Origin of the sequence: Streptomyces sp. NPDC017520 (assembly GCF_044329855.1) — a bacterium.
In the GTDB taxonomy this organism is placed as follows: Bacteria; Actinomycetota; Actinomycetes; order Streptomycetales; family Streptomycetaceae; genus Streptomyces.
Window position 1 is genome coordinate 1 of the sequence record NZ_JBIRKB010000020.1, and the last position, 26,565, is coordinate 26,565.

Annotated in this window: 32 protein-coding genes; 10 read left to right on the forward strand and 22 right to left on the reverse strand. The window is 71.6% G+C overall.

Features of this window, described 5'->3' with window-relative positions:
- Positions 1-157: 157 nt before the first annotated feature.
- From ACH4KB_RS32525 to ACH4KB_RS32575, 11 genes are all read right to left on the reverse strand, one after another.
- Positions 158-652 (reverse strand): hypothetical protein, encoded by a 495-nt coding sequence (locus tag ACH4KB_RS32525; RefSeq protein WP_398069771.1) that lies wholly within the window; start codon positions 650-652, stop codon positions 158-160.
- Positions 653-701: 49 nt separating this feature from the next.
- Complete coding sequence (locus tag ACH4KB_RS32530) at positions 702-1,097, reverse strand: gas vesicle protein K (RefSeq protein ID WP_398069967.1); 396 nt, start codon at positions 1,095-1,097, stop codon at positions 702-704.
- Positions 1,098-1,165: 68 nt separating this feature from the next.
- Positions 1,166-1,378, reverse strand: a complete 213-nt coding sequence (locus ACH4KB_RS32535) for a gas vesicle protein (protein ID WP_398069773.1) — start codon at positions 1,376-1,378, stop codon at positions 1,166-1,168.
- The gene (locus ACH4KB_RS32540) at positions 1,375-2,223 is read right to left on the reverse strand and encodes a GvpL/GvpF family gas vesicle protein (RefSeq protein WP_398069775.1); all 849 of its coding nucleotides are present in this window, start codon (positions 2,221-2,223) and stop codon (positions 1,375-1,377) included. The genes ACH4KB_RS32535 and ACH4KB_RS32540 overlap by 4 nt, the downstream gene beginning before the upstream one ends.
- On the reverse strand, positions 2,220-2,651 hold the full coding sequence (locus tag ACH4KB_RS32545; RefSeq protein ID WP_398069777.1) for a gas vesicle protein: 432 nt from the start codon (positions 2,649-2,651) through the stop codon (positions 2,220-2,222). The genes ACH4KB_RS32540 and ACH4KB_RS32545 overlap by 4 nt, the downstream gene beginning before the upstream one ends.
- 53 nt (positions 2,652-2,704) lie before the next feature.
- Positions 2,705-3,964 (reverse strand): SRPBCC family protein, encoded by a 1,260-nt coding sequence (locus ACH4KB_RS32550; protein ID WP_398069779.1) that lies wholly within the window; start codon positions 3,962-3,964, stop codon positions 2,705-2,707.
- Complete coding sequence (locus tag ACH4KB_RS32555; protein WP_398069781.1) at positions 3,957-4,550, reverse strand: hypothetical protein; 594 nt, start codon at positions 4,548-4,550, stop codon at positions 3,957-3,959. The genes ACH4KB_RS32550 and ACH4KB_RS32555 overlap by 8 nt, the downstream gene beginning before the upstream one ends.
- Before the next feature lie 50 nt (positions 4,551-4,600).
- Positions 4,601-4,858, reverse strand: coding sequence for a gas vesicle protein GvpG (locus ACH4KB_RS32560; protein WP_398069783.1), 258 nt, complete (start codon positions 4,856-4,858; stop codon positions 4,601-4,603).
- A gap of 61 nt (positions 4,859-4,919) precedes the next feature.
- Positions 4,920-5,630 (reverse strand): GvpL/GvpF family gas vesicle protein, encoded by a 711-nt coding sequence (locus tag ACH4KB_RS32565; RefSeq protein WP_398069785.1) that lies wholly within the window; start codon positions 5,628-5,630, stop codon positions 4,920-4,922.
- Positions 5,631-5,632: 2 nt separating this feature from the next.
- Positions 5,633-6,067: a gas vesicle structural protein GvpA gene (locus ACH4KB_RS32570; RefSeq protein ID WP_398069787.1), complete on the reverse strand. Its 435-nt coding sequence runs from the start codon at positions 6,065-6,067 to the stop codon at positions 5,633-5,635.
- Positions 6,068-6,150: 83 nt separating this feature from the next.
- The gene (locus ACH4KB_RS32575; protein WP_398069789.1) at positions 6,151-6,474 is read right to left on the reverse strand and encodes a gas vesicle protein; all 324 of its coding nucleotides are present in this window, start codon (positions 6,472-6,474) and stop codon (positions 6,151-6,153) included.
- Between the two features lie 279 nt (positions 6,475-6,753).
- Here ACH4KB_RS32575 and ACH4KB_RS32580 point away from each other — a divergent pair, with 279 nt between their 5' ends.
- Entirely contained in the window at positions 6,754-7,041 is a 288-nt protein-coding gene (locus ACH4KB_RS32580; RefSeq protein WP_398069791.1) for a GlsB/YeaQ/YmgE family stress response membrane protein, read from the forward strand.
- Between the two features lie 136 nt (positions 7,042-7,177).
- On the opposite strand, the gene ACH4KB_RS32585 is transcribed toward ACH4KB_RS32580, so the two are convergent.
- The 4 genes from ACH4KB_RS32585 to ACH4KB_RS32600 form a co-directional block, all read right to left on the reverse strand.
- On the reverse strand, positions 7,178-7,564 hold the full coding sequence (locus ACH4KB_RS32585) for a VOC family protein (RefSeq protein WP_398069793.1): 387 nt from the start codon (positions 7,562-7,564) through the stop codon (positions 7,178-7,180).
- 213 nt (positions 7,565-7,777) lie between these two features.
- Positions 7,778-8,740: a non-homologous end-joining DNA ligase gene (ligD, locus tag ACH4KB_RS32590; RefSeq protein ID WP_398069795.1), complete on the reverse strand. Its 963-nt coding sequence runs from the start codon at positions 8,738-8,740 to the stop codon at positions 7,778-7,780.
- Between the two features lie 20 nt (positions 8,741-8,760).
- Positions 8,761-9,741 (reverse strand): Ku protein, encoded by a 981-nt coding sequence (locus ACH4KB_RS32595; protein ID WP_398069796.1) that lies wholly within the window; start codon positions 9,739-9,741, stop codon positions 8,761-8,763.
- Between the two features lie 178 nt (positions 9,742-9,919).
- A complete protein-coding gene (locus tag ACH4KB_RS32600) occupies positions 9,920-10,666 on the reverse strand; it encodes a phosphotransferase family protein (protein ID WP_398069798.1) in 747 nt (248 codons plus the stop codon).
- 143 nt (positions 10,667-10,809) lie between these two features.
- On the opposite strand from ACH4KB_RS32600, the gene ACH4KB_RS32605 reads away from it, so the two are divergent.
- The 4 genes from ACH4KB_RS32605 (at position 10,810) to ACH4KB_RS32620 (ending at position 13,884) form a co-directional block, all read left to right on the forward strand.
- Positions 10,810-11,646 carry a helix-turn-helix domain-containing protein gene (locus ACH4KB_RS32605; protein ID WP_398069800.1) on the forward strand — a complete coding sequence of 279 codons (837 nt, stop codon included), beginning with the start codon at positions 10,810-10,812 and terminating at the stop codon, positions 11,644-11,646.
- A gap of 83 nt (positions 11,647-11,729) precedes the next feature.
- Positions 11,730-12,197, forward strand: coding sequence for a cupin domain-containing protein (locus tag ACH4KB_RS32610; RefSeq protein ID WP_398069802.1), 468 nt, complete (start codon positions 11,730-11,732; stop codon positions 12,195-12,197).
- Positions 12,198-12,591: 394 nt separating this feature from the next.
- The gene (gene snpA, locus ACH4KB_RS32615; protein WP_398069804.1) at positions 12,592-13,248 is read left to right on the forward strand and encodes a snapalysin; all 657 of its coding nucleotides are present in this window, start codon (positions 12,592-12,594) and stop codon (positions 13,246-13,248) included.
- A 321-nt stretch (positions 13,249-13,569) separates the two neighbouring features.
- A complete protein-coding gene (locus tag ACH4KB_RS32620) occupies positions 13,570-13,884 on the forward strand; it encodes a hypothetical protein (RefSeq protein WP_398069806.1) in 315 nt (104 codons plus the stop codon).
- A 50-nt stretch (positions 13,885-13,934) separates the two neighbouring features.
- Here the strand turns inward: ACH4KB_RS32620 and ACH4KB_RS32625 are convergent, their stop codons facing one another.
- Positions 13,935-14,219, reverse strand: a complete 285-nt coding sequence (locus tag ACH4KB_RS32625; RefSeq protein ID WP_398069808.1) for a hypothetical protein — start codon at positions 14,217-14,219, stop codon at positions 13,935-13,937.
- A gap of 715 nt (positions 14,220-14,934) precedes the next feature.
- Here ACH4KB_RS32625 and dhaK point away from each other — a divergent pair.
- From dhaK to ACH4KB_RS32645, 4 genes are all read left to right on the forward strand, one after another.
- Positions 14,935-15,927, forward strand: a complete 993-nt coding sequence (gene dhaK / locus ACH4KB_RS32630; RefSeq protein WP_215110723.1) for a dihydroxyacetone kinase subunit DhaK — start codon at positions 14,935-14,937, stop codon at positions 15,925-15,927.
- 109 nt (positions 15,928-16,036) lie between these two features.
- Positions 16,037-16,648, forward strand: coding sequence for a dihydroxyacetone kinase subunit DhaL (gene dhaL / locus ACH4KB_RS32635; protein ID WP_398069810.1), 612 nt, complete (start codon positions 16,037-16,039; stop codon positions 16,646-16,648).
- Complete coding sequence (locus ACH4KB_RS32640; protein ID WP_398069812.1) at positions 16,645-17,055, forward strand: PTS-dependent dihydroxyacetone kinase phosphotransferase subunit DhaM; 411 nt, start codon at positions 16,645-16,647, stop codon at positions 17,053-17,055. The genes dhaL and ACH4KB_RS32640 overlap by 4 nt, the downstream gene beginning before the upstream one ends.
- A 66-nt stretch (positions 17,056-17,121) precedes the next feature.
- Positions 17,122-17,625, forward strand: a complete 504-nt coding sequence (locus ACH4KB_RS32645; protein ID WP_398069813.1) for an NUDIX domain-containing protein — start codon at positions 17,122-17,124, stop codon at positions 17,623-17,625.
- On the opposite strand, the gene ACH4KB_RS32650 is transcribed toward ACH4KB_RS32645, so the two are convergent.
- The 6 genes from ACH4KB_RS32650 to ACH4KB_RS32675 form a co-directional block, all read right to left on the reverse strand.
- On the reverse strand, positions 17,589-19,397 hold the full coding sequence (locus ACH4KB_RS32650; RefSeq protein WP_398069815.1) for an ABC-F family ATP-binding cassette domain-containing protein: 1,809 nt from the start codon (positions 19,395-19,397) through the stop codon (positions 17,589-17,591). The genes ACH4KB_RS32645 and ACH4KB_RS32650 overlap by 37 nt on opposite strands.
- 444 nt (positions 19,398-19,841) lie before the next feature.
- Positions 19,842-20,882, reverse strand: coding sequence for an NAD(P)-dependent alcohol dehydrogenase (locus ACH4KB_RS32655; protein ID WP_398069817.1), 1,041 nt, complete (start codon positions 20,880-20,882; stop codon positions 19,842-19,844).
- A 69-nt stretch (positions 20,883-20,951) separates the two neighbouring features.
- Complete coding sequence (locus ACH4KB_RS32660) at positions 20,952-21,764, reverse strand: SDR family NAD(P)-dependent oxidoreductase (RefSeq protein ID WP_398069819.1); 813 nt, start codon at positions 21,762-21,764, stop codon at positions 20,952-20,954.
- Positions 21,761-22,483 (reverse strand): TetR family transcriptional regulator, encoded by a 723-nt coding sequence (locus tag ACH4KB_RS32665; protein WP_398069821.1) that lies wholly within the window; start codon positions 22,481-22,483, stop codon positions 21,761-21,763. Before ACH4KB_RS32665 ends, ACH4KB_RS32660 begins: the two co-directional genes overlap by 4 nt.
- An 89-nt stretch (positions 22,484-22,572) precedes the next feature.
- Entirely contained in the window at positions 22,573-23,853 is a 1,281-nt protein-coding gene (locus ACH4KB_RS32670) for a PP2C family protein-serine/threonine phosphatase (RefSeq protein WP_398069823.1), read from the reverse strand.
- A 275-nt stretch (positions 23,854-24,128) separates the two neighbouring features.
- On the reverse strand, positions 24,129-24,890 hold the full coding sequence (locus tag ACH4KB_RS32675) for a GNAT family N-acetyltransferase (RefSeq protein WP_398069825.1): 762 nt from the start codon (positions 24,888-24,890) through the stop codon (positions 24,129-24,131).
- Positions 24,891-25,522: 632 nt separating this feature from the next.
- Here ACH4KB_RS32675 and ACH4KB_RS32680 point away from each other — a divergent pair.
- Positions 25,523-26,404, forward strand: a complete 882-nt coding sequence (locus tag ACH4KB_RS32680) for an RNA polymerase sigma factor SigF (RefSeq protein ID WP_398069827.1) — start codon at positions 25,523-25,525, stop codon at positions 26,402-26,404.
- Positions 26,405-26,565 lie beyond the last annotated feature (161 nt).

Genomic DNA, 26,565 nt, shown 5'->3' on the forward strand with positions numbered 1-26,565 from the left:
TGGGGTGGCGCGGCGGGGGGGGGGGGGGGGGGGGGGGGCGCCCCCCCGGGGGGGGGGGGGTGGGGGGGGGGGGGGGGGGGGGGCCCGCCCCCCCCCCCCCCCCCCCCCCCCCCCACGTCCTGGCCCGTGCCGGGCCCGGCGTTCTCCTGCTCCTCGGTCAGATCCGCCCGCGTGCCAGTCGGGTCAGCGGGCCCGTCGGAGGCCTGGCCGTCGAACGGCCGATGGCGAACGCCGCTCCGGCGACACCGGCCACCCCCGCAGCGGCTCCGACGGCGACCGCCTTGCGGTGCTTGACGACGGTCCAGGCCGTGGTCGCCGCGCTCGCGGCCTTCGCCGCGTTGGCGGTCACGGCGTGCTGCCCGCTCTGGAGACCGGCGGCAGCGGCGCGGCCGACGCGGCGGGTGGTCTCACCGGCCGCCCGGGCGCTGTCCGAGGCCGCGTCCTTGGCGCCCCCGGCCGCGTCCTTCGCGCTGCCTGCCGCGTCCTTGGCGCTCCCGGCCGCGGACAGCGCCTCGTCGGCGGTCGAGTCGGCCCGCTCGCCGGCCCTCTCGGCCGTGGCATCGACCGCCTTTCGGGCCGATGCCGTCTTGCGGGCGGTCGTGGTCCTGCCCTTGTCCGGGTTCGAGTTCTTCGTGTCCTTGTCATCAGTCATGGGCTCCTCCTTGCCTTGGGTGCTGCGATGAAACCTGGGCTCCGCCCGCTCACGCGCCGTCGTGCGGCAGCAGTGTGCCGAGCGGTCCGAGGTCGAGATTGAGGTCGTCCATCGTCAGGTCGTAGCGGTCGCACAGTTCCGTCATGCGTTCGTTCAGGATCATCAGCGTCATGCCGATCCGCTCCTCCTGGGGCTCGCTCAGGTCGCCCTGGTCGACGCGGTGGATCGCGGTGCGCTCCATGAGCTGACGGAGCAGTTCGACGATGGTGAGCACCAGCTTGATGAGATCCCGCTCCACGGTGTCCGGGTCGGTGTGCAGCCTCTGTGCCGTAGTCGAGGGACGGCTGTCGTCCGGTTGCGCGGGGCTGAGCCCGAACGCCCGGGCCGCCGCGCGTGCCACCTCTTCGGCCGCCGCGGAGCGCACAGCGGGGTCGTCCTCGGCCATCGTGTCCACCTCCTCCGCCTCCTCGCTCGCCGGCCTGCTTCCCCGTACGCGACCGGGGGCGGGCGGGCTCACCACGGCCCCGGCTCCTCACCGGTGATCGACCGGATCACCGCTCGGAGGTTGATGTGGACGAGATCCACGTCGGCGATGGACAGGACGAGGTCCCCGGTGAGCACGGCCCCGCCGTTCAGCAGCCGGTCCAGGAGATCGATCAGCGCGACGGGCGGACCGCCCCGGGGCCCGGTCTCGCCGAGAACGCCGCCGACGATGTCCGTGCTCACCGTGGACCACCGCCGTCCGCGCCCTCCGCCACCACGGCGGTGGCGAACGAGTAGGGTGCCCACGGCCCGGTCACCTCGATCGCAACCCCCGGGGTGCCTTCGGCCAGTGCGGAGAGATCCCGGTGGAGCCGCGCCGTGTGTTCCCGGGGCACGAGGTAGGCCTCGTTGGCCACGTTCACTCCGGCCCGGGCGGCGAGCTGCCCCTGCTGCGGGCGGTGCACCGCCCGTGACGCCGCCACTCCTTCGGCCAGCCGTGCGGCCCGGGCGGCCAGGTCGGATGCCGCGCGGTAGACGTCCTGGCTGTCGCGCTGCTGCGCCTGACGCTGCCGCAGATAGGCGCGGCCCGCTCCGCCGCCCGACGGCGTAGCCGCGGCCGGTGCCGTCGCGGTGGCCGTACGGGGATCGGCGTAGACCTTCACGCCCAGCTCTACGTGGCCCTCCAGGCGGCCCAGCAGTTCCTGGAACTCGCTGCGTTGCCGGACCAGCATGTCGGCCACCCGGGTGTCGTCCAGGTAGACCGTGGCCAGCCGCATCGGCAGGACGGAGGTCTCCGCGAACGCGGCGTCCACCACGGCGTGGTGGGCCCGGGCCACGGCTTCGAGCCGGTCCAGGTCCTCCATCTGCGCGGTGAGTCCCCGCTCGCTGAACGTGTCCGCCGGCACGGGGGAGACGAGTGCGCACAGCCCGCCTCCGCCGACGGGGCGCAGGGGCCTGCCGTCCACGCCCGGCAGCCGGGCGGCGAGCCCGTCCAGGGCGGGGCCCGCACGGCCGACGGCGTAGACGTAACTCATCTCCCCGGCGCCCTCGCCCGGAACGTGGACGGTTGCGTTCGGTCCGGTGTTCATCGCTCCTCCTCCTGTTCCGCCGGGGCGGCCCGGTCTCCGGCCGCCCCGGAGCCCGTGATCCCGGCCGCCGACCGCAGCTGGGCCAGTTCGGCGCGCAGCCGCTCGTTCTCGTCGGCCAGCTCGTCGGGCCCGGGAGCGGCCTCGGTCCCCCGCGCGGGGCGGGCCCGTGAGGAGAGCGAGGGATCGTGCTCCCACCAGTCGATGCCCATCTCCTTGGCCTTGTCGACGGAGGCGACGAGCAGGCGGAGCTTGATGGTGAGCAGCTCGATGTCGAGCAGGTTGATCTGGATGTCACCGGCGATGACGATGCCTTTGTCCAACACCCTTTCCAGGATGTCGGCGAGGTTGGCCGACGAGCCCTGTTGCCCGTATGCCGGGCCGGCCCCTCGGGGCGAGGCCGGCAGCCGGCCGGCGAGTGAATCGGACACGGTGTCTCACGCCTTTCCGTGGGGTGTCGGTGCGGCTCTGTGCGCGGGTGCGGTCATCGGTCGGTGGTGGCCGTACGGCGTCGGGAGCGTCGGGCCGGCCGCGGCTCCTCCTCCGTCTCGTCGGCCGCCGCTTCGTCGTCCTGGTCCCCGGCGTCCTCGTCGTCCACGGCCTCCTCCGCCGGTTCGTCCAGCTCGTCCGCCGGCTCGACGTCCTCGTCTTCCTCCTCGTGGCCCTCCTCGTCGCCCTCCTCGTGGGCTTCCTCGTCGCCGAACTCCTCGTCCCGCGGCTCCTCGTCCCGCGGCTCCTCGTCCTGCGGCTCTTCGTCCTCGTACGCGAGGTCGTCGTCCTCGTCAGGGAGCTGCTCGTCCTCGGTCGGTTCGTCGTCTTCCGACGTTTCGTCTTCGGACGGTTCGTCTTCGGACGGTTCGTCGGGGGCACCCTCGTCGGATTCGGAGCCCTCCTCGTTCCGGGACTCCTCCTCGTCCAGAGCCTCGTCATGACTGAGGACGACTTCCCCGTCACGGATCTCGCCGCGCCAGCTGTCGGTCGCCTCGCCGCGCATCATGATGAACTTGCGGTAGAGCTTGAGATCGAGCCGGGCGCGGCGGCCCTGGGCGCGCCAGATGTTGCCGGTCTTCTCGAACAGCCCCTTGGGGAAGTATTCGAGGACCAGCAGCACACGGGTGAGATCGTCGGTGATCGCGTGGAAGGTGACCACGCCCTTGACGGTGCCCTTGGCTCCTTCGGTGGTCCAGGTGATGCGTTCGTCGGGCACCTGCTCGGTGACGTTCGCCTTCCAGCTGCGGGTCGACTTGGCGACCTTCACCTTCCAGTTGCTGGTGGTGTCGTCCGCCTTCTCCACGCTCACGACACCCTTGGCGAACGAGCTGAACTCCTGGAACTGGGTCCACTGGTCGTACGCCTCGCGGACCGGCACGCCGACGTCGATGTCCTCGACGATGGTGACGCTCTTGGACTTGCCCCCACCGGACTTGCGCCCCTTGCCGAACAATCCCTTGACCTTGTCCTTGACGGTGTCCTTCAGATGGGATGCGCCGGCGCTCAGGGCGGCCTGACCGGGTGACTTGCCTTCCCCGATGGCTTGGCCGCCCTTGGCCAGACTCTTGAGCGCACCGCCCCCGCCGCCCGGCTCCGCGAGCTGGGACACCGAGTCGCCGAGACGGTTTCCCAGCTGGGTCACCGCGTGTTCGGCACGGGCCCGGAGGTAGTTCCGCAGCTCGTCCTTGAGGCGGTCGGTGGCCGGGCTGTTGGCCACGTCGTTCTTGATGCCGCCGAGCGTGGAGTCAGCCATCGTCGCCTCCCCGGGCCTTGCGGGCACCGGAGGCCGCGGTCTTCCGGGCTGTTCCGCCACGCTTGCGGGCGGGGGCGGACTTGCCCCCGCTCCCGGACCGGCCGGCGCCGGACGAGGTCCGGTTCCTGGACGCGGGCTTGGAGTCGGACGTGGCGGCGGCCTTCCGGGGGGCGCGCTTACGCTTCCCGCCCGTGTCCTCGTCCCCGTCCCCCTCGGCTTCGTCGTCGTCGGCGGCCGCCGTCCCGGTCCCGTCGTCCTCCTCGTCGAGGTCCTTCTCGTCGGCCCCTGGTGCGGCTCCCAGCGCCTGGGTGCGCTGCTGCAGGGAGTCGGCCAGGCTGCCGGCCCGCTGGGTGACGGCCTTGGTGGCCGCCGTCTTCGTGGCGTCGACCAGTTCCTTGCGCACCTGGTCGTTGAGGGAGCCCAGGACCGGCGAGTCGGCCAGCATCCTGCCGAGCTGCCGCGGGTCGAGGTCGATCTTCTTGCCGAGGAGGAACATCCCGAACCCCAGGGCGAGTTTGGCCTTCTTGGTACGCCCCAGCAGGTATCCCCCCACCAGAGCGGCGCCTATCTTGGCGTTCTTCGTCATGTGCGATGCACCTCTGCTCTCCCCCAGGTCACGTGTGTCGTGGTTGGTGGTCACGGCGCGCGCCGTGTGTCGTTGCGGTACTCCTCGATCGCGTCGAGCAGGTCGAGGAGTTCGTCCTCGCGCCGATCGAACTCGTCCTCGTCGACAAGGCCGTTGATCAGGTCCTGTTCCAACTGGGCGAGCCGGGCGCGTACCGGCTCGGGGTCGTAGTACTCCTCCTCGGCGGCCTGGACGACCTGGTCGAGGACCCAGGCCGTCCCTCGTACGGGAGCCAGCGGCAGGGTCAGGAGGCTGCTGATGAGGCCCATGGCGAACAGATCACCTCCGCTCCTGGGGAGGGGCCGTACGGGCCCGGGCCGCCCGCGGCGATCAGACGAAGCTGTACGGGGGCAGGGGGCCGGTCAGGGTGAACGCGTACGCGTCGCCGCGCTGCTCCGCCTCGCGCCGGACCGCTGCCACGAAGGCATCGGTCTCCGCCCGGGGCACGAGGAAGGACAGGTTGAGGAACTGCTGCGGCGCCGGCTCCGCGTGCGAGCTCCGGGTGGCGACGTCCGCCAGCCGGGCGGCGACGTCCTCCGCCTCCCGCTGGTGGCGGGCGGTCACCTCGCGGGCCACCAGCTCACCCAGGGCGACCCGGTCGTCGTGGCCGCCCTGGGCACGCGTCCGTTCGTTGAGTTCCCGGATGTCCTCGGACTCGGTCATGATCTCCCGCAGGAGGTCCTCCTCGTCGCGGCCGGCCTTGAGGTTGTACTCCACCCGGCCGTCCAGCTCCGCCAGCCGCTCCCGGTACGCGTCGGCCTCCCGGTCCAGAGCCGCGGTGACCTCGTCGTCGCCGGGACCCACCAGCCCGAACCTCATCGGCAGGGTCGCGCCACCGGCCATCAGCGCCTCCAGAACTCCCTGATGTGCCATCACATCGCGGCGCTTGGCGCGGAGTCCGGGAGGTGCGTCGCTGACCACGGCGGCCAGCCGGTCGGTGTGCAGGGTGCGCAGGGCGGAAGGCGGGTCGCCCACGCCGTGCAGTCCGTTCAGGGGCAGCGGGTGGTCGGCGGCGGTGATGGCGTAGATGTAGGTGGGCACCGTTACTCCCCGCTTCGCTGGGTCTGGCGGCTGGACGTCGACTTACGGGCCGGGCGCTTGCGCGGCTCTTCCTCGGGCTCGTCGCGCTTGCCCTGCAACGACTCGGTCACCGCCTCGACAGCGCCGCTGAGCGCGCCCTTGGACTTGCCCTTGGCGCCGTTCTCCGTCATGTCGCCGACGAGGTCCGTGAGCTGGCTCGGCGCCTTGCGTCCGGACTCCAGATCGAGTCGGTTGCAGGCTTCGGCGAACCGCAGATAGGTGTCGACACTCGCGACCACCACCCGGACGTCGATTTTGAGAATTTCGATCCCGACCAGGGAGACGCGTACGAATGCGTCGATAACCAGCCCGCGGTCGAGTATGAGTTCAAGAACGTCGTAGAGATTTCCCGAGCCGCTCCCACCGGACGTCGCATTGCTCTGCTGAACGAGTGCCATGGGGAACTCCTTTCGGTGATCTTTGTTACGTCTGAGGTCTTGCTGACGTCTGAGATCTTGCTTACGTCTGATCGACGGAATTTTCAGCGACGGTCGATCTGGCCCCTGGCGTAGCGGCGCAGTCGCTCGTAGGACAGCAGCGTTCCCCGCGGGTCGAGTTCCACCCGGTAGGAGGCCATCACACTCATGGTGTCCGGCACTCTTTCCAGCTCGACGACTTCCACGTCCGCCGACCAACCGTCCTCGGTGGCCTTCACTGCGGAAACAGAACCCGGCTCGCACTGAAGCAATTCCGTGAGCTGCGCGGAGGCCTGCCTCATGGCGGTAGGAACGTCGACGCGCTTTCCGTCATGCCCTTCGTCATGCTCTTCGTCATGCTCTTCATCGGTCTTCTTCTCGGTGCTCATCATTCACCTGTCGCCGGGGATGACCGCTTGCGATCGGCCTCCGTCGTCCGTGGCTGACATTCGCCTGCCCCTGCGCTCCGGACGTATGCACGAACGAATGGGCCGATGCACGAACGAACGGGCCGGTGGTGGCGAACCGCCTCCGCTGACGCCGGATTTCCCCTGTACGGCGGCGACTTCGGCGGTGTGATGACGTGTCGGCGAGTCTCGTGTACCGAGAGTCCTCACTGCCCCTCGGGGGTACACGAAGCGGACACGTCGACCATGAAGGAGCCGGCCATGCACATCTCCGGACTCGTCAGCGCTCTGATCATCGGTGCGGCGGTCGGCCTGCTGGGGCGCCTCGTCCTGCCCGGCCGTCAGCACATCGGCGTCCTGTGGACGCTCGTCGTCGGCATGGCGGCCGCGCTCCTCGGCTCGCTGCTGGCGTCCGTGCTGGGTGTGGGCCACCCGCGGGGCGTCGATTGGTCGGAGTGGCTCATCCGGATCGTGCTGGCCGGCCTGGGCGTGGCCGCCCTCGACCGCGCCCTCGCCGGAACCGAACGGCGCCCGCGGAAGCGCTCGTGACGCCTGCCGTCAGTACGGGTGCGCGGGCCCCGCGGCCCGGCCGGTCAGGTCGTCTTCCGGCGGATGTGGTCAGATCGGGCTTCCGGCGGATGTGGTCAGGTCGCCCCGCGGATCCGGGGTCAGGTCGTCGCGCCGTTCAGCTCGCGCCGCTGGGTGCGTGGCTCGTGTCCACGACGCAGAAGATGTTGCCGTCCGGGTCGGCCAGGACAACGAAGTCCGGATCGGCCGGGTAGAGGTCCCAGTCGACGCTCCGCGCGCCGAGACCGAGCAGTCGCCGGACCTCACTCCGCTGTTCCTCGGCCGAATCCGTGAACAGGTCCAGATGGATACGGGGGTGTGGCTCGGCCGGGGAGTCGCTGCGCAACAGGCCGAGCGCCCGGCCGGAGCCGTCGACGTGGTCGAGCGTTCGCCACGTTTCGCTCGCCCACTCCTGACTGGCGACCAGGTTCAACGCCGCGCTCCAGAAGGCAACCGCTCGGGGGATGTCGGTGACACCGAGGACAGGAATTCCGAGTCTCAGCATAGGGCGAGCCTAACAAGGTGCTCCTTCAGGCCCGCGTGCTGTTCGGCTCGTGCTGTGTGACGCGCCCGTCGAGTGCACTCCGGTGGACGCCGACGAAGCCGCCGGGGCCGGGCGTTGTCGGGCCACGGATGGCAGTGGTCGCTGATCTCCACGGAGTCGAGGCCCGAGGCCGTACGGCGGATGCCCGACGGAGGAGTGGCGGCCCCGCACGACTCAGTGGAGGTCATCGGGTGTGAGGTCGGGGCGCAGGCGGTGCCAGGAGGGCTGGCGCAGCCGACCGGCCCTGGTGCGGGTCGTGTAGCGGACCTCTCCGACCAGCCGCGGCTCCACCCACCGGGCCCCGGTCACCGCCGGCCGCTCGGTGAACGGGCAGGTGTCGGTCGCCGCGGCATGGAGGAGGGCCCCGAGGGTGGTGCGTTCGGCGTCGCTCCAGCCGGTGCCGACGCCGCCGACGTAGCGGAGTCCCCCGCTGGGGTCCGGTCGGCCCATGAGGAGGGCGCCGGGCAGAGAGGTGAGGCGGCCGTGGCCGGGCAGCCAGCCGCCGACGACGACGTCCTCGGTCCGCACGTGCCGGATCTTGATCCACGCCCGGGAGCGGACACCCGGCTCGTAGAGGGAGGTGCGCCGCTTGGCGACGATCCCTTCGAAGCCTGCGGTCCGCGTCATCTCCAGCGCCCGCTGCCCGTGCCCGACGACCGCCGCCGGGGTCGACCACGCGGGCCCGCCCAGGCCCAGGGAGTCCAGGACGGCGCGGCGCTCGGAGTACGGGGTGCGGGTGAGCCGGCTCGTGCCGAGGAACACGACGTCGAAGAGCATCAGGTGCACGGGCGCCTTCGCTGCCATGCGGGCCGCCCTGGCCCCGGAGCCGGCCAGCCCCATCCGGGGCTGAAGCCGCTGGAAGTCGCCGCGCCCCTCGTCGTCCAGGGCGACGATCTCCCCGTCCAGCACGGCGGGGCGGGAGCCCAGCACCGCCCCCAGGCCCGCGAGCTCGGGATAGGCGGGGGTGATGTCGGCGCCGGACCGGGAGCGCAGCCGTACCGAACCGTCGCCGGGCAGGTAGACCATGCACCGCTGCCCGTCCTGCTTCACCTCGTACGCGTACGAGGTGTCCTCCGAGGGCGGGGGCAGCCGCCCGGGGGTCGCGAGCATCGGTGCGATGCGGGGCAGACGCGCCACGGAACCCTCTCGGTCCTCGGTCAGGAGGCGCTCCGCTTCCTCGCCGTGCGTTTGGCGCCGGTCGTCTTCTTCGCCGCGGTCGTCTTCTTGGCGCCCGCCTTCTGACCGGTGGCCTTCCTGGACGCCGCCGTCTTCCGGCCTGCGGCCGGCTTCCCGGACGAGGCCGTCTTCTTCCGGGGCCGCATCTCGTGCACCGTGGCCTCCCCTCCCCCGTCCTCCCCGCGGCTCTCCTTCGCCGCCTCGACCGACGCGTTCAGGGCGGCCATCAGGTCCACGACCTTGCCCTCCTCCCGCTCCTCGCCCTCGGCGGGCTCCGGAAGCTCCTTGCCCTCCGACTTCGCCGTGAGCAGCTCCTCCAGGGCGTCGCGGTAGGTGTCCCGGAACCCGGCGATGCTGTCCAGAGCCATGGAGTCGGTCAGCTGGACGGCCCGCTCGATCTCGCCGTCGTCCAGCTCCACCTCTCGCGGGGCCAGGGATTCGGGGCTGCGGATCTCGTCCGGCCAGCGCATCGAGTGCAGCACGATCGCCCCTTCCCTGACCCGCAGCAGCCCCAGCCGCTCACGGTTGTGCCAGGCGAACTTCGCGACGGCCACCTTGTCCGAGCGCTCCAGCGCCCGGCGCAGCAGGGTGTAGGGCTTCTCGGCGACCTTGCCGTCGATCGCGAGGTAGTAGGAGTCGCTGATCCGGATGGGATCGACGCTGTCGGCGTCCACGAAAGCGACGATCTCGATGGCTTTCGCGGTGGGCAGCGGAATCCGGTCCAGTTCCTCATCGGTGATCGGCACCGTCTGCTCCCTGGAGAGCTCGTAGCCCTTGCCGATCTCGTCCTGCGACAGTGCTTCGCCGTCCAGCTCGCAGACCTTCCGGGTGCGCACCCGTCCGAGATCCTCCAGGTGGACCTGGCGGAAGTGGATCGAGTGGTCCTGGGTCGCGGAGACGACCTTCACCGGGATGGTGACCAGGCCGAAGCTGATCGCACCGGTCCACAAGGGCCTCGGCATGCCTACCTCCATCCCCGCCACGGCTGAGTCTCCGTGCGGGCTCTCACGACCCCCACCACATTCTCGGCACCATTCGTGTCCGGGCGCCATTCGTGGTGCTGCGCCGGGATCCGTAACGGCGCAGGCGGCGGCCTTGTCGTTCCCCGCCGTCCCCTCCGCGGCGAGGAAGTCGATCGCCTCACATCCGGGATCTCAGCACGTCGACCTCACAGCCCGGGGCGAACGGGTCGAACCCGTGCTCGATCAGCCAGCGAACTGCCAGCAGGCTTCGCAACGACCACCATGCGTGGATCACGTCGAGGTCGATGTCGGCGCCGTAGCCGGCGAGGACGTCGTCGAGGTGCTTCTCGTGTCCGAGCGTGAAGGTGGCGAGGTCGTACAGGGCGTCCCCCCGGCCCGCCTCGGACCAGTCGATGATGCCCGTGACCTCGTCGCTGTCGAGGAAGACGTGCGCGATCTGCAGGTCACCGTGGGTGAACGCAGGGGTCCACGGCCGGAGCGCGGCCTCGGCGACCCGGCGGTTGTGGGTGACCAGGTCGGTGGGCAGGAGGCCGCTCGCCACGAGCGACGCGCACTCGTCGTCGAGCTCCGCCGCCAGCGTGAGGGCGCTCCGCCCGGCCCGACCGGGCCAGGGCGGCGGCGGCGCGTCGTGCAGCTTCCGGATGGCGGCGCCCGCCGCGGCCCACGCCGACGACGTCCCGGTCGGCGGCCCGCCGAGACGCCCGAGCGTTGCTCCCGGAAGTGCGGCGATCGCGAGCACCGGCGGCTTGCGCCACAGGACCTCCGGGGTCGGAACCGGCGCGAGGGCCATCGCCTCGACCTCGACGTCGATGCGCGCCTGATCGGCGTCCACCTTCAGGAACACGTCGCCGACGCGCAGAGTCGCACGCTCGGAATGGGCGACGACGACTTCGACCTCTTTCATGGGCGCCAGTATCCCGGGGATGATCGCCGATGCCGCCGGGATAGGGATTCCAACGGACCTGATCAGTCAAGTCACCGAGGAGAACCCGCGACAGTTGGACACGAGAGTCCACCGGCAGACCGCCGGTTCCTACACTGACGAGGGTGAAGGACGACAGGGCTACCAGGGTCGATGCGCGTCCTGCGCCCGCCTTGCGGCGGTACGTCAGCTCCTATGTCGGTTTCGACCTTCGCGGGTTTCCGGCGGGGGTCCACTGCGGTCCGCCGGGCCGCGTGCTCACCGCGGTGATCAGCCTCTCCGGCCCTCTGGCGGTGGCGACGGGCGTCGACGACGCGTCACCGGTGACTCGGTTCGACAGCGTGGCCGGCGGTCTGATGTGCCGGTCCGTCGCGATCCACCACGACGGACGCCAGCAAGGTGTGCAGGTGTCGCTGACACCTCTCGGGGCTCGGGCCGTCTACGGCATGCCCGCTGCCGCGCTCGCCCACCAGCTGGTTCCACTCGACGAACTTCTCGGAGCGCTTGGCGTCGAGCTGGTCGACCGGCTCCGAACGGCAACGACCTGGGCCGCGCGGTTCGCCGCGCTGGACGAACTGCTCCTGCGAGCCGTCGGCCGCAGCGCCGGCGGCAAACGCGTCCCCCCGGTACGCCCCGAGGTCGCCGAGGCCTGGAACCGCCTCGTCGCCGCGCGGGGCCGTGTCCAGGTCGGGGCGGTCGCCGCAGAACTGGGCTGGAGCCGCAGGTATCTCACCGAGCGGTTTCACAGTGAGGTGGGCCTGTTGCCGAAGACCTTCGCCCGTGTTCTGCGCTTCGAGCACGCGCACGAACTGGCGACAGCGCACGATCCGCTCCCGTGGGCCGATGTGGCGACTCTCTCCGGCTACGCCGACCAGGCCCATCTCGTCCGGGACTGGGGGGAGTTCACGGGCCGGTCGCCGACAGCCTGGCGTCGCGGCGAAGTCCTCCTGGGAACCGGGTAGCCGCCGGGGGGCTGCCCGTCGCGCCGGTTTCCGTTCCCTTTCCTTCAAGACCACCCGATGGGTGTCCTGTGACGATCGTCGGCATGAGACTCATCGACCACGAACGCAACTCCATCAACCTGCGGACCACCCCCGTGCACCTCGGGCTGGGATCACGTGCCAGACCCGTCGAGGGCTTCGCCTGGGACCCGGAAGTGCTCCAGGCCTACAGCGCCGCGGTCGCCGCGGACGGCGCCGAGGGCCGGACAGTGGCGATCTTCGACGGCGACGGCCCCGGTGACCACTGGGAGCGCCACCCCGCCGGCGACGAACTGGTCGTCTGCCTCAGCGGGTCGGTGACGGTCAGCCGCGACGTGGACGGGGTGCCCGACCGCGTTACGCTCCGGCCGGGCGAGGCCACCGTCAACCCGGCCGGGGCGTGGCACGTGGTCGACATGACGGGGTCGGCGTCCATCCTGACCATCACCGCCGGCCTCGGCACCGACCACCGTCCCCGGTCGGACACCCGCCCGGCCGAGCACATCGGCACGCCCGGCCCGCAAGCTCCCTGACGAAGGCCGCACTCCTCGAACTCGCCGAACCGTGTCGTGTGCGCGCTCCGTCTCGCGTACGAGGCCGGCCCATGGTCGGCCCCCGCCCGCCGGCGCAGCCGTTTCCCTCCGCGGCGACGGAGGCCCGTGACATCGAGTGGTGCCGTTCCCCGCGCCCGTGGTGATCGTTGACCGGGTCACTGTCACGACGCCGGGGCGGCACCCCGGCCGGTCACGCGGCCCGGAGGGATGGCTCGACCCTGGCCGGAGGACGGGGGATAGGGCGTCATCGCGAGTTGGCATCATCCCCGGCAGGGGTCCGCTCCCCCACACTCTCCCCGTACCGTCCCGCGCCCCGTCCGTTCAGCGGACAACCCCAGGGCGCGGCTTCATCGGACAGTAGGAGAAACCCCCCATGAGACACGTCCCGACCGCCATCGCCTCCGTCCTGGTCGGCCTCGGCCTGGTTGCCGCGCTGGGTTCAGCTCCCGCGGCCTCCGCCGCTCCTGCCCCTGCCACGTCCACCCCAGCCGGCATCGCCGCGTACAACGGGTCGGGCGAGAACGCCGCCGCGAACCGGGCCTTCTTCGACGCGGTCATGAAGTCGGTCGCCGAGAAGCGGGCCGCCAACCCGGGAACCCAGGCCGTCACGGTCACGTACAGCGCGGCCTACGCCCCGAGCTTCCGCACCCAGATAGCCAACAGCACCCGGATCTGGAACAGCTCGGTCTCCAACGTCCGGCTTCAGGAAGGCTCCAGGGCAGACTTCACGTACCGCGAAGGAAACGATCCGCGCGGATCGTACGCCTCGACCGACGGACACGGCCGTGGGTTCATCTTCCTGGACTACCGGCAGAACCAGCGGTACAACTCGACCCGCGTCACCACGCACGAAACCGGACATGTGCTCGGCCTGCCGGACAACTACTCCGGACCGTGCAGCCAGTTGATGTCCGGCGGCGGCCCCGGCCCGTCCTGCACCAACGCCCAGCCGGACGCCAACGAGCGGGCACGGGTGAACCAGCTCTGGCAGAACGGCCTCGCGGCCGCACCGGCCCGTGCCGCCTCCTGACCGGGAACTGATCGCTGCACCATGAGTGGAGGGCCGTTCCGGACGGGGAGCGGCCCTCCACGCCGAGCCCGCGGCAGGTGCTGCCGGTTCAGGTGCGGTGCCGCAGGGTCGGGAAGGACGACACCTTTCACACTCCGTTCCGATCTCCGCGCATCGACGTGCGCTGCGACAAGGTCACGGCGAACGGCGCCGTTCCTCAAGCACCCCTGGACGGCCCTGCACCCGGAGATCACCGAAGGCGCCGCCGAAGCGATCTCCTGCGGCGAGTTCCCGTTCTCTTCCACCTACCAATCCCCCGGCACGCCCAAGGCCAACGGCGGGGTGAACACCGCTGGTCCGAACGGCGGCGGCGAGTGCATCCAGACCGTTGCGGCCAGGACAGACGACGGCAGCGAACACCTGCTCGATGACACCCGCTACGACACCCCGACGTTCGCAGAGAACTGCGGCCGGTCGTCGATGTCACTGAAGGTCAACTCCCGGTCGATGAACAAGTTCGGGTTCACTGATCCGACATTTGTCAAGATGTTCCGGGTTCTGGACGGCGACGCCTACACCCTCGACCCGGGCAATGCCTGGTTCAAGGCGTGTGACCCGTCCAAGGCCACACTGGTCTGCACGATGGCCAAGCCGTAGCAAGTAGTCCTTGACGGTCCCCGCCCGGACCCGGGCGGGGACCTCTCTGGTCAGTGAACCGGGCTCCAGTGCTCGGCGGCATCCGTCAGCCAGGACCCCTGAGGACGGTCCCAGATCAGGCAGCCCCACACGACGCCGGGCACATCGGAGCCCATCAGGTTCGCAGGCCCTACGTCCAGCGTGCGGTGAACGCTCTCCAGGTAGACGGCCATCGACGGGTAATCGGGCGCGCCGGCCGGGTTGTCCTCGAACGACCACTTCCCGACACCACGGGCGCCGATGTAGGAGCCCTGCAGTGGAGCGTCCTCGTCGTCCCCCGTGAGCCACGGAACCACCTCGGCGCCCCAGAAGTCCTCCGTCCCAGGCCCGGGAAGGCGCGGCCCCAGCGCCTTGGCCGGCGACAGAAGCAGCCAGGCTGGGTGTTCTGTTCGACAGGCATGCGGGCAACCGTAACGGGAGACTGCTTCATGGCCGGTGTGGAAGCGGGCCGGGCGCGCGAGGACGTGGCAGCGGTCTTCGGATGCCGTTGAAGGCTGTCGATACGTGGTGGGCGAAGCGGCACGCGGACGGCCGGGAGGCATTGCAGCCGCGGGGCAAGCCGGTCGATGCGCATCAGGCGCTCGGGGAGGCCGGGCAGGCCGCCATGCGGCAGGCGGCCCTCGGTCACCGGCCCTGCGACGTGGGGTTGAGCGGGCCGTTGTGGACGCGTCGGCCCGCGCGAGGGCGAGGAAGGACGGTCGCGGCGGTCCGCTGCGCGGCCACTCTGCCGAGCCCGGCGGCAGACTTCGTGAGACGTCGCCGAGATGGCGTCAAACTCAGCACGCGGGCAGGATCGTACGGTGAACTTGAACACCTTCCCACCATGATCAGATCCGACTTCACGAGAAGGTGACGAACGGAAAGGAAACTCGGCAAGCGGTCAGCATCAGTACCGCCACAAGGCGCAATGAACCACCACGGGCCGCCAAGATCAGGCAACCGGGACACACCTCTCCTGACCAGGAAAAACGCAGGTCGAACACCCCTCTGCCAGCTCACAAGGAGACACACGTGAAAATGCTCATCAACGTTCCCGAAACCGTGGTCGCCGATGCTCTGCGCGGCATCGCGGCCGCACATCCCGAGCTGACCGTCGATGTGGAGAACCGGGTCGTCATGCGGCGGGACGCGCCCGTGGCGGGAAAGGTGGGCCTCGTCTCCGGGGGCGGTTCGGGGCACGAGCCGCTGCACGCCGGGTTCGTCGGGCCCGGGATGCTGTCGGCCGCCTGTCCCGGGGAGGTCTTCACCTCACCCGTGCCCGACCAGATGCTGCGGGCGGCGGCAGCCGTCGACAGCGGGGCGGGAGTGCTGTTCGTCGTCAAGAACTACACCGGCGACGTGCTCAACTTCGAGATGGCCGCCGAGCTCGCCGACGACGAGGGAATCCAGGTCGCCCAGGTGGTGGTGGACGACGACGTGGCCGTGAGCGACAGTACGTTCACCGCCGGGCGGCGCGGTACGGGAGCGACGCTGTTCGTCGAGAAGATCGCCGGCGCCCTGGCGGACGAGGGCGCTCCGCTGGAGCGGGTGGCCGCCGTCGCGCGGCAGGTGAACGGGGCCTCGCGCAGCTTCGGGGTGGCGCTGGGCGCCGTCACCACTCCGGCCAAGGGCAGCCCCACCTTCGATCTGCCCACCGGGGAGCTGGAGTTGGGCATCGGCATCCATGGGGAGCCGGGGCGTGAGCGGCGGCCGATGATGACGTCCGGCGAGATCGCCGACTTCGCCGTGAACGCGGTACTGGAGGATCTGCGCCCCACCGGACCGGTGCTGGCGCTGGTGAACGGCATGGGGGCGACACCGCTGCTGGAGCTGTACGGGTTCAATGCCGAGGTCCACCGGGTCCTGTCCGAGCGGGGCGTCCCGGTGGCTCGTACGCTCGTGGGGAACTACGTCACATCCCTCGACATGGCAGGCTGTTCGGTGACGCTGTGCCAGGTCGACGAGGAGCTGCTGCGGCTGTGGGACGCGCCCGTGCGGACGGCCGCGCTCCGCTGGGGCCGCTGAGCGCCGACGGGCCCCGCGACCGTGTGCGATGCCGGTGCGGGTCGGCCGTACAGCCCGTGCCACCGCCGGGACGATCCGTTCCGGCCGGGACCGAGGAACAGGAGATCATGTGCTCGACACCGACTTCTTCCGCCGCTGGATGACCGCTGTCGCGGCGTCCGTGGAGCGTGAGGCGGACCATCTGACCAAGCTGGACTCGGCGATCGGGGACGCCGATCACGGCAGCAACCTCCGGCGCGGCTTCACGGCGGTGACGGCGGTGCTGGAGAAGGATGCCCCCGCCACTCCCGGTGCTGTGCTCACCCTGGCCGGACGACAGCTCATCTCCACCGTCGGCGGGGCGTCCGGACCGCTGTACGGGACGCTGCTGCGCCGTACGGGCAAGGCTCTCGGGGACGACGCCGAGGTGACACAGGACCAGCTGGCCCAAGCGTTCGCGGCCGGGGTCGCCGCGGTGGGGCAGCTGGGCGGCGCGCAGGCCGGGGACAAGACGATGCTCGACGCGCTGCTGCCCGCGGCGGAGGCCCTCGCCACCTCGTTCGACGGCGCCGCGAACGCGGCTCGTGCGGGCGCGGAGGCGACGGTGCCGTTGCAGGCGCGCAAGGGCCGGGCGAGCTATCTCGGCGAGCGCAGTATCGGGCATCAGGACCCGGGGGCGACCTCGTCGGCGCTGCTGGTCGAGGCCCTGGCGGCGACGACGGCGGACGGAGCGGGCGCGTGAGCGGCGAACGGCAGGTGGGCATCGTGCTGGTCTCCCACAGCGGTGCGGTCGCCGAGTCGGTCGCCGAGCTGGCCCGGGGCCTCGCCGCCGGAGGAGTGACCGCGCCGGTCGCCCCGGCGGGCGGACTGCCGGGCGGCGGGCTCGGGACGAGCGCGGAGCTGATCGGCCGGGCCGCCGCCTCGGTGGACCGGGGTGCGGGTGTCGCGGTCCTGGTGGATCTGGGAAGCGCGGTCCTCACGGTGAAGGCCATGCTCGCCGAGGGCGACGAGCTGCCCGAGGGCACGCGGCTCGTGGACGCGCCGTTCGTGGAGGGCGCTGTGGCGGCCGTGGTGACCGCCTCGGCGGGTGGCGACCTCGCGGCGGTGGAGGCCGCGGCCTCAGAGGCGTACGGCTACCGCAAGACGTAGCGCTTTCCTCCGGGTCGTGCCGGGCCCGCCTGGCGCCCCGCACCGTGCCGCAGCAGACTTGACGACATGTCGACAGGCAGGCGCAGTGCGGGGCTTCTTCTCTTCCGGGTCACGGAGGGCGCGGGCGAGCGGGATGTCGAGGTGCTGATCGGGCACATGGGCGGTCCGTTCTGGGCGGGGCGGGAGGCGGCCGCCTGGTCGGTACCGAAGGGCGAGTACGGACCGGAGGAGGACGCGGAGGCCGCCGCCCGCCGGGAGTTCGTGGAGGAGCTGGGCGTGCCGGTCCCGCCGGGCGAGTGGATCGCGCTCGGCGAGTCACGGCAGCGCAGCGGCAAGACGGTGATCGCCTGGGCCCTGGAGGCGGAGCTGGACCTGGCGTCCGTCGTGCCCGGGACGTTCACGATGGAGTGGCCGCGCGGGTCCGGCGTGCGGCAGGAGTTCCCGGAGATGGACCGGTTCGCCTGGTGCACGCCGGAGCAGGCCTCCGAGCGGCTGATCGCCGGCCAGCGGGTGTTCGTCGACCGGCTGCGCGCTCAGGTGCGCGGGACGACGGCCTCCCCCGGCGCGTAGGCCTGCGCCGCGCCCGCCGGGCGGCCTGCCCGCAGTTCCAGTACGTCGCCGGTGAAGCGGGCCCGGAAGCTGCGGTCGTGCGAGACGACGACCACCGCGCCCCGGTACTGGTCGAGGGCCTGCTCCAGCTCCTCCACCAGGCTCAGCGCGATGTGGTTCGTCGGCTCGTCCAGTACCAGCAGATCGGCAGGCCGGGCCACCAGCCGGGCCAGGGCCAGCCTGCGTTGCTGGCCGACGGAGAGGGACGCGACGGGCACGTCGAGGTCCTCGGGGCGGAACAGGCCGAGGGCCAGGAACTCGTCGGCGTACTCGTCGGGGAAGCCGGGGCGGCCCGCCGCGAAGGTGGCGAGCAGGGTGCGCCGGGTCGGGCGCGCGGGCAGTTCCTGCGGGAGGTAGCCGATGCGGGCCCGGCGGGTGACCGTGCCCGCGTCGGGGGTCAGGTCGCCCGCGAGGACCCGCAGCAGGGTGGTCTTCCCGGCCCCGTTCTCACCGGTCACCAGGAGGCGGGCGCCCGATTCCACGCGCAGGGAGGGGAGGCGGAGCCGGTTCCCGACGGAGACGGCGTCCAGCTCCACGAGGGGCCTGGCGCGGTCCGCGGTGCCGGTCCCGGTAGGGGTACTCGCGCGGTCCGCGGTACCGGTCACGGTGGTGGTTCCGTCACCGTCCGCCGTGCCGGTCACGGTGGTGGTACTCGCGCGGTCCGCCGTGCCGGTCCCGTCGGCGGCGGTCGGGCGGCCGGTGAAGGCGAGCGGGTGGGGCGGGGGTGGCACGGGAGACCTGCGCAGCGCGTCCAGCCGGGTCCGGGCGGCCCTGACCCGGCCGGACAGCTTCGCCTCGTGCGAGCGGCGGTGCTTGCCGAAGCCCTGCTTCGGGTCTCCTCCGGTGGCCGCGAGCCGCGCTCCGGCCGCTGCGACGAGCTCCTCGGTGCGGGCCAGGTCCGTCAGGTACTCCTCGTGTTCCTGGGCCCAGCGGCGGCGGGCGGCGGCCTTGGCCGTGCGGTAGCCGTCCCAGCCGTCCCCGTACCGGGTGACCGTGCGCAGGTCTCGGTCGACCTCCAGGATCACCGAGGTGACGCGCTCCAGGAAGGCCCGGTCGTGGGTGATCGCCACGACGGTGCCCGGGTGGGCGCGCAGGTGGTCCTCCAGCCAGCCGACGGCGCGGGCGTCGAGGTGGTTGGTCGGCTCGTCGAGCAGCAGCAGGTCGGGGGCGGCTGCCAGGACGCAGGCGAGGGCGAGCCGGGACTGCTCGCCGCCGGAGAGGGTGGCGAGAGCGCGGTCGCGGGTGAGGTGGCCGAGGCCGAGGCCGTGCAGAGCCGCTTCGGTCCGGGCGTCCGCCCGGTAGCCGTCGCGGTCCTCGTAGGCGGTGAGGAGCTCTCCGTACGCGGCGAGTTCCGCGTCGGTGGGCCCCGGGTCACCGGGCTTCCGCTCCGAGAGGCCGGTCTCCGCCTCGCGGATACGGTGTTCGAGGTCGCGCAGTTCGGCGAGGGCCGCGTCGACGGCGTCCTGCACGGTGTCGGACGGGTCGAGGTCGAGGGTCTGGGCGAGATAGCCGGTGCCGCCGGGGAAGCGGACGGTGATCTCACCGGTGTCCGGTTGTTCCACTCCGGCCAGCAGCCGGAGCAGCGTGGACTTTCCCGAGCCGTTCTCGCCGATGACGGCGGTCTTCTCACCGGGCCGGACGGTGAGGGTCACCTGGTCGAGTACGGAGCGGTCCCCGTACGACTTGGAGACGTCCTTGATGGCCAGTTGAGCGCGGTCGCGCTGGGGGTGCATGGGTGCCTTTTCCCTGGGTGACGGCCCGCGAAGGCGCGCGCGGAGGCGCGGCGGCGGGGCGTGGATGCCGGACGGCGGAGGGGACGGCGGCGGGCGCGCGCGGTGACGTCGACGTCACCGGGGCGTCTCAGAGGGACGCGCGGTGCGGCGCGCTGCGGCCGTCCGGACCGGGAATCAGCGGAAGAAGTAGTAGCTGTACGAACCCATGTCGTCCATTCTAACGGCGGCCGGCCTCCCGGCGCCGGGAATTTCTCGTCGGCCCGGGCGTGGCCGCCGGGCAGGAGCCGGAGGCCGCCGCCCGGGCGGACGGGCGGAGGTTGGACGACGAGGGGACCGGGAGGTTTAGCCGACCCGGGGGGATTCAGGCACCCGCCGGGGTGCCTGAGGGGATCAGGCAGCGCTGCCCGGGGGCCGAAGGGGCTCGGCCCCCAGGCTCCGGAGGGCTCAGCCGCCCGGGAGGATGACGGCCCGGCCGTTGATCCTTCCGTCGTGGAGGCGCTCGTAGGCGAGCGGGGCCTCGTCGAGGGAGTACGTCTCCACGTGGACGTCGACCGCTCCGGCGTGGGCCAGGTCGAGAACCTCGGCGAGCTCCTTGCGCGAGCCCCAGTAGGGCGCGCTGACGTTGGCGCCGTACGGAAGCGTGCCGAAGCCGACCGGGAGCGCGCCGCCGCCGATGCCGACGATGGTGACGTCGCCGTCGACCCGGGCGACGGCGCCCGCGGTCGCCACGGTGGGCGGCGCTCCGACGAAGTCGAGGACCACGTGGGCGCCGAGTCCGCCGGTCAGTTCCATGACGCGGGCGGCCGCCTTCTCGTCGGAGAGGACGGCTTCGTGCGCGCCGACGGTCCTGGCCAGGGCGAGCTTGTCCTCGGTGACGTCGAGGGCGATCACCCGGGCGGCCGTCATGGCGCGCAGCAGCTGGATCGCGACGTGGCCGAGGCCGCCGGTACCGATGACGACGGCGGTGGAGCCGGGCACCAGCTTCGCCCGGGAGCGCACGATCGCGTGGTACGGGGTCAGTCCGGCGTCCGTGAGGGGCACGGTCTTCACCGGGTCGAGGTCACCGATCGGGATCAGGTGGCGGGGGTCGTCGACGATCATGTACTCGGCCATCGCGCCGGGTGCGCCGAGTCCGGGCGGCATGATGCCGAGCTCCTGGGCGCGCAGGCAGTAGTTCTCCTTGCCTTCGGCGCAGTTCACACAGGTGCCGCAGCCCCAGGGCCCGTAGACCGCGACGGAGTCGCCGAGGGCGAAGCCGTCGACGCCGTCACCGAGGGCGGCGACCGTGCCGACGCCCTCGTGCCCCAGGGTGAGGGGCAGCGGGAAGGGGATCTGGTCGGCGGGCCAGCTCATCACGGCGATGTCGGAGTGGCAGACCCCGGCGGCGGTGACCTTCAGCAGGACCTGGCCGGGGCCGGGCTCGGGGTCCGGAACGGTGACCACCTCGGGGGCGGCGCCGACGGCTCGGTACTGAACGGCTTTCATGAGGTCTCCTCGCTTCTCTCTTGACTCTCTTTGTCGCCCCCGTGTCCCCCGCGCGCCACTCGGGCTCCGTCACGGGGCGGAGTAGCCGCCGTCCACCAGGTGGTAGCTGCCGTGGATGAAGGAGGCCTTGTCGGAGAGCAGGAAGGCCGCGAGTTCGGCGACCTCCTCGGCGGTGCCGAGCCGTCCCGCCGGGTGCAGGGAGATCAGCTGCTCGCGGGCCCCCGGGTCGGTGTTCCGCAGGAGCGGGGTGTCGATGAAGCCGGGCCCGACCGCGTTGACCCGGACGTTCTGGCCCGCGTATTCGAGCGCGGCGGTCTTGGTGAGACCGACGACGCCGTGCTTGGCCGCGACGTAGGCGGGCGACCCGGCGAAGCCGTTGGTGCCGAGGATGGAGGACATGTTGACGATCGCGCCGCCGCCCGCAGCGACGATGGCGGGCAGTTCGTAGCGCATCGAGTGGAAGACGCCGCTGAGGTTGGTGGCGACGACGCGGTTCCAGTCCTCGACCGGGTACTCACCGGTGGGACTGCTGGGGCCCGCGATGCCGGCGTTGTTGACGGCCAGGTGGAGGGCGCCGAAGGTGTCCACCGCGAACCGTACGCCCGCTTCGACGGAGGCCGGGTCGGTGACGTCCATCGCGACGGCGGCGGCCCTGGCCCCCGCGCTCTCCAGGTCGGCCGCGGCCTTGCGCGCGTTCTCCTCGTCGTAGTCGGCGACGACGACCGCCGCGCCGCCGGCGGCGAGCCGCCGGGCCAGGGCGAGGCCGATGCCGGAGGCGCCGCCGGTGATGAGGGCGGTGCGGCCCGCGAACTCGGTGCGGGCTTCGCCCTTCGCCTCGGCCGCAGGAGTGGAGGTGGAGGTGGAGCTGTGCTCGGTGCTCATGGTGTTGCCTCGGTTCCTTCTGCTTCTTCGGTGGTGCTGGTGGTGCTGTTGGTGCTGGGCTGTTCCGGGGCGCCCCGGTGGTGTTCCGGAGCGGGGCGCCGCTCGCCGAGCAGGTCGGCGGAGAGCGCGTCGAACGCCTCGGCGACCAGGCCGGGCAGAGCGTCCGGCCGGCCTCCGCGCACCCAGGCGGCCTGGGCGGCGAGCAGCGCGCCCGCTCCCGCGGCGACGGTCACGGCGGGCCGGATGTCCCGCCGGGGATCGACGCCGAGCCGGTCCGCGACGATGGCGACCGAGTCCTCCTGGGCATCCACCCGGATGTGGTGGAAGACGGCGTAGAGGGTCGACTCCTCCTCGGCGACGACCAGCAGGTCGAAGATCCGGGGCCGGCGGTGCCAGGGCTCCGACCCGGGATCGTCGAGCCAGTCCAGGACGGCCCGCCGGTAGGCGAGGAGCGGGGGTTCAGGGGCCGGGCGGGCCCGCAGGGCCGCGTTGATGCGGTCGCCGTCGCCCCGCAGGGAGTCGAGGGCTGCGGCCTCCTTGCTCGTGAAATACCTGCTGAACGTACGGCGGTCGACGTCCGCGGCTTCCGCGATCTCCTCGACCGTCACGTTCCGCAGCCCCCGGTCGAGCACCAGCTCGAACGCGGCCTGCGCCAGGGTGTCGCGGGTCCGGCGTGCCTTGCGGCCCCGCCGATCCGGGAGTTTCCGTTCCGGAGACATACATGCACCGTACACCTGAAAATGTCCCCACGCGACATTCGTCTCGTGGGGACATCAGGAGCGCCTGTCGGCAGTCTCGCGGCGCGCGTTCAGACCGCGGCGGGCCGTCGCTGAGCCTCGCCCGCTTCGGCGGGATCGCCCAGGGCCCCGACACCGGAACCGGCGCCGCCGGGGATGGCGTCGCCGGGGACTGCGGGGCCCGGGACCGCAGGCCGCCGCCCGTCGTCGGCAGAGGTGCGCAGCAGGGCGAGCGCGGCGACGTCGTCGCGCCGGACGCCTCCGGAGAACTCCCCCAGATCGACGCGGAGCGCGTCGAGAAGTTCGCGCGGCCCATGCCCGGCCCAGGCCCTGATCCGCTCGTCCAGCGGGTAGAAGGCACCGCCGATGTCGCGGGCCTCGGTCACCCCGTCGGTGACGACGAGGAGTGTCGCGCCCGGCGGGAAGTCGAAGGACTCGGCCGTACGGGTCTCCTGGCTGAGTCCGGCGAGGCCGAGGGGGACGTACGTCCGGTGGAGCGTGACGCCCGAGGACCGGCCGTCGTGCAGCAGGCGCGGCGGCAGGTGCCCGCAGTTCACGGCCTCCACCCGGCCGCCCTCGTCGAACCCGAGGACGAGCGCGGTCACGAAGCGTTCGGCCTCACCCGTCTGGGCGGAGAACACGTTGTGCCGGACGACGGCGGCCTCCAGCGCCTCCACCACTCCCGTGAGCGTGGGTTCGCGGATGGCCGCCTCACGGAACGCGGCGATGGCCGCGAATCCGGCGCCGATGGCCGCGAGCCCCTTGCCCTGGACGTCTCCGATGATCACGCGGGTTCCGTAGGGCGACTCGACGACCTCGTAGATGTCTCCGCCGACGAAGCGGTCCTCCTCGATCGGCTCGTAGAGCCCGTGGGCGACGACGTGGTCGGTATTGACCGGCAGCGGCCGCAGGATCTGGCGCTGCAGGGTGACGGCGGCGGACCGCAGCCGTGCCATCTCGGTGGCGTGCCGGATGCGCGCCGCGCAGGCGGCGACCCCGAGCGCGCAGGCCAGTACGGCGAATCCGATGCCGAAGACGAAGTCCCAGAAGGTGCCGTCCGCCCCGACCCGGAACCCGACGACGACGGTGGTGATCCACACCGCGATCCAGATGGTCTGGCGGAGGTTGCAGTAGACGGAGGCCAGTGCGGGGACGACCACGAGCAGAGGCACGACCCGCAGGTCGTTGCCTGTGCTGACGTCGAGGAACACGACGAGTACGGTCAGCAGCGCGAGACCGCCGACCAGCGCCCAGTTGCCGATCCGGCTCCGGGACACCGCCCCGACGTCCGCATCCGCTCCGGGCGCGGTCCCACCCCGGGGCGCTACGCCGCCGCTCGGCTTCTGTGCCATGTCCAGCAACCTCATGGGCACGGCCTGTCCTCCCGCTGTTCTCTCGGTGCCGCCCGCGGTTTCGGTCGGTCCCTTCCAGTTGACCGGGTGGCGGGCGCCCTCGCAGGAGGGCTTAGGGCCCCGAGCGGCTGCCGAAGGTCCCGCCCGGGACTTCCGGCCCGGGGCCCTGGTCCGGGGTCGAGGGTGTCGTCGTACGGGTACCGGGACCGGGACGGGTACCAGGCACCGGGCACCAGGCACCAGGCACCAGGACGGGTGCCCGGTGCCCGTACCGGTCAGCGCAGCGAGGGGCTGCGGCTCCCGTCGGCGGACGGGAGCGTGGCGGGGACGAGCGCGGACATGAATTCCGTACGCCGGCGAAGCCGGAAGCCGAGGGACTCGTAGAGCCGGACGGCCCCGGTGTTGGAGGCGGAGGCATGCAGGAACGGCGTCTCGCCGCGCTCCCGGATCCCGTGCGCGACCGCCAGGACCAGTCGGCTCGCCAGTCCCTGCCCCCGTACGGACTCGTCCGTGCAGACACCGCTGATCTCCGTGAAGCCGGGCGGGTGCAGCCGCTCCCCCGCCATCGCCACCAGCGCGCCGCCCCGACGGATGCCCAGATACGTGCCCAGCTCGACCGTGCGCGGCAGGAAGGGACCGGGGCGGGTGCGCGCCACCAGGTCCAGCATCTCCGGCACGTCCCGGGGGCCCAGCGGGACCGCCTCCGGATCGGGCGCGGCGTCCACCGAGGCGTCGACCAGCTGGACGCCCTCGGCCCGGAAGACGATCTCCCAGTCCTGCGGCGGCGGCTCCCGGAGCGCGGCCAGGGTGACGGAGCCGCCCGGCCCGGCGAGCGCCGCGACATCGGCCCAGTCCCGGGCGTCCGGGGTGTCGGGGAGTGCGAGCCAGGGAGTGACGTCGGCGGGATAGCGCAGGACCCGCCCGCGGCTCTCGGCGAAGTGGGCGTGGGGTCCGGTCAGCGAGGACCGGGCGGGGTTGTCCAGCGGGTGGAGCCTGGAAGGACCATCGGTCCTGGGCCGGGTGCTGTTCTGGGTCATGGTCTTCCTCGTGCTCGTTCCGTTCATCGCGCGGTTCCCGGCAGCGGGTGCTCGGGGTCGGGAGGGCGTACCCGCCAGGCAGGAGAAGCCGGTGGATACGGAAGGTATTCCATGAGGCGGATCTGTTCACGGCGTCGCCATCATCGGGGCGCGGGCTGTCCGCCCCCGCGCCCTGCCCGCGCCACCGGCGCCGACGGCCCCCGCGAGACCCCGACGGCCCGCCACACGCCCGAACCGGCGAGCGGCGAAATCGACTCATCCGTAGGCCGATACGCGCCGGTCCGGTCCCAACAACCCCCCGGCTGTGGCACTCTGGTGGCGACCGCCCCACCGGGCTCCCCCGTACCGGTGGGGCGGTTGTTTGCGCATTCATTGCCCGCGCCGTTCAGCTTCGCCCGCTACCTGCGCCCTTCGGCTCGCGACTTTCGACCCGCGTCTCGCGGCCCGTGCACTCGGCTCTCCCCTCCGGGCTCGCGCCTCTCGGATGACCGCGCCTCAGAGCCGAACTGCACCTGTTTCGAGCCAACTCACTCCGGTTGGCCGGATCAACTCCGTCTTCGACGTATGAGAGCCATACCTCTGGGAAGGCGAACAGACCTCAGGGCCTACGAACCAGGGAGCGTGAAGCCGACATGACCGCGCAGACCACACAAACCGCGCAGACGGCCGGTACGGAGCAGGCGGGTGCCACCGAGGAACTTCCGTGGATCGAGGATGCCGGGAAGGTCGCCCCGATGGACGCGCGTCGGCTCTCGCGCCTCTTCTTCGACCGCCTCCAGACGCTGGAGGAGGGCACGCACGAGTACCAGTACGCGCGCAACACCCTCATCGAGATGAACCTGTCCCTCGTCCGCTTCGCCGCCAACCGCTTCCGCAACCGGGGCAGCGGCGACATGGAGGACATCATCCAGGTCGGCACCATCGGGCTGATCAAGGCGATCGACCGCTTCGACCTCTCACGGGAAGTCGAGTTCACCTCGTTCGCGGTGCCGTACATCGTCGGGGAGATCAAGCGGTTCTTCCGTGACACGAGCTGGGCCGTGCACGTGCCGCGACGCCTCCAGGAACTGCGGGTCGACCTCGCCAAGGCGAAGGAGTCCTTGGCGGGCGACCTGGACCGGGACCCCACCGTGCGGGAACTGGCAAAGGACCTGGGGATCGAGGAGTCCGAGGTCACGGAGGGGATCGTCGCTTCCAACGGCTACACGGCGGGCTCCCTGGACATGCCGACCGACACCACCGAGGCCGGGCCCCGTCAGACCGCCGGGCGGACCTTCGCCGATGTGCTGGGCGAGCCGGACCCCGCCATGGAGACCGTGGAGAACCTCCACGCCCTCGCACCCCTGCTGGACGAACTGGACGAGCGGGAGCGCCGGATCATCGACATGCGCTTCGGCCAGGAGATGACCCAGGCGCAGATCGGGGCGGAGCTCGGGATATCGCAGATGCACGTGTCCCGGCTGCTGAGCCGGATGCTGGGCAAGCTGCGGTGCGGGATGCTCACCCAGGAGTGATCATCGCGCGCCACCCCCGTCCGGCGCCGGCCGGGCGGACAGCGGGCGAGCAGGCGTGGGGGGGGGGGGGGGTTGATGAAGAAATAAAAACCCAACCCCCGGAGTATTAATATTAACCAACCGTAAAAATTTGGTTTTTGATAAACAGAGAGAAAGCGAGG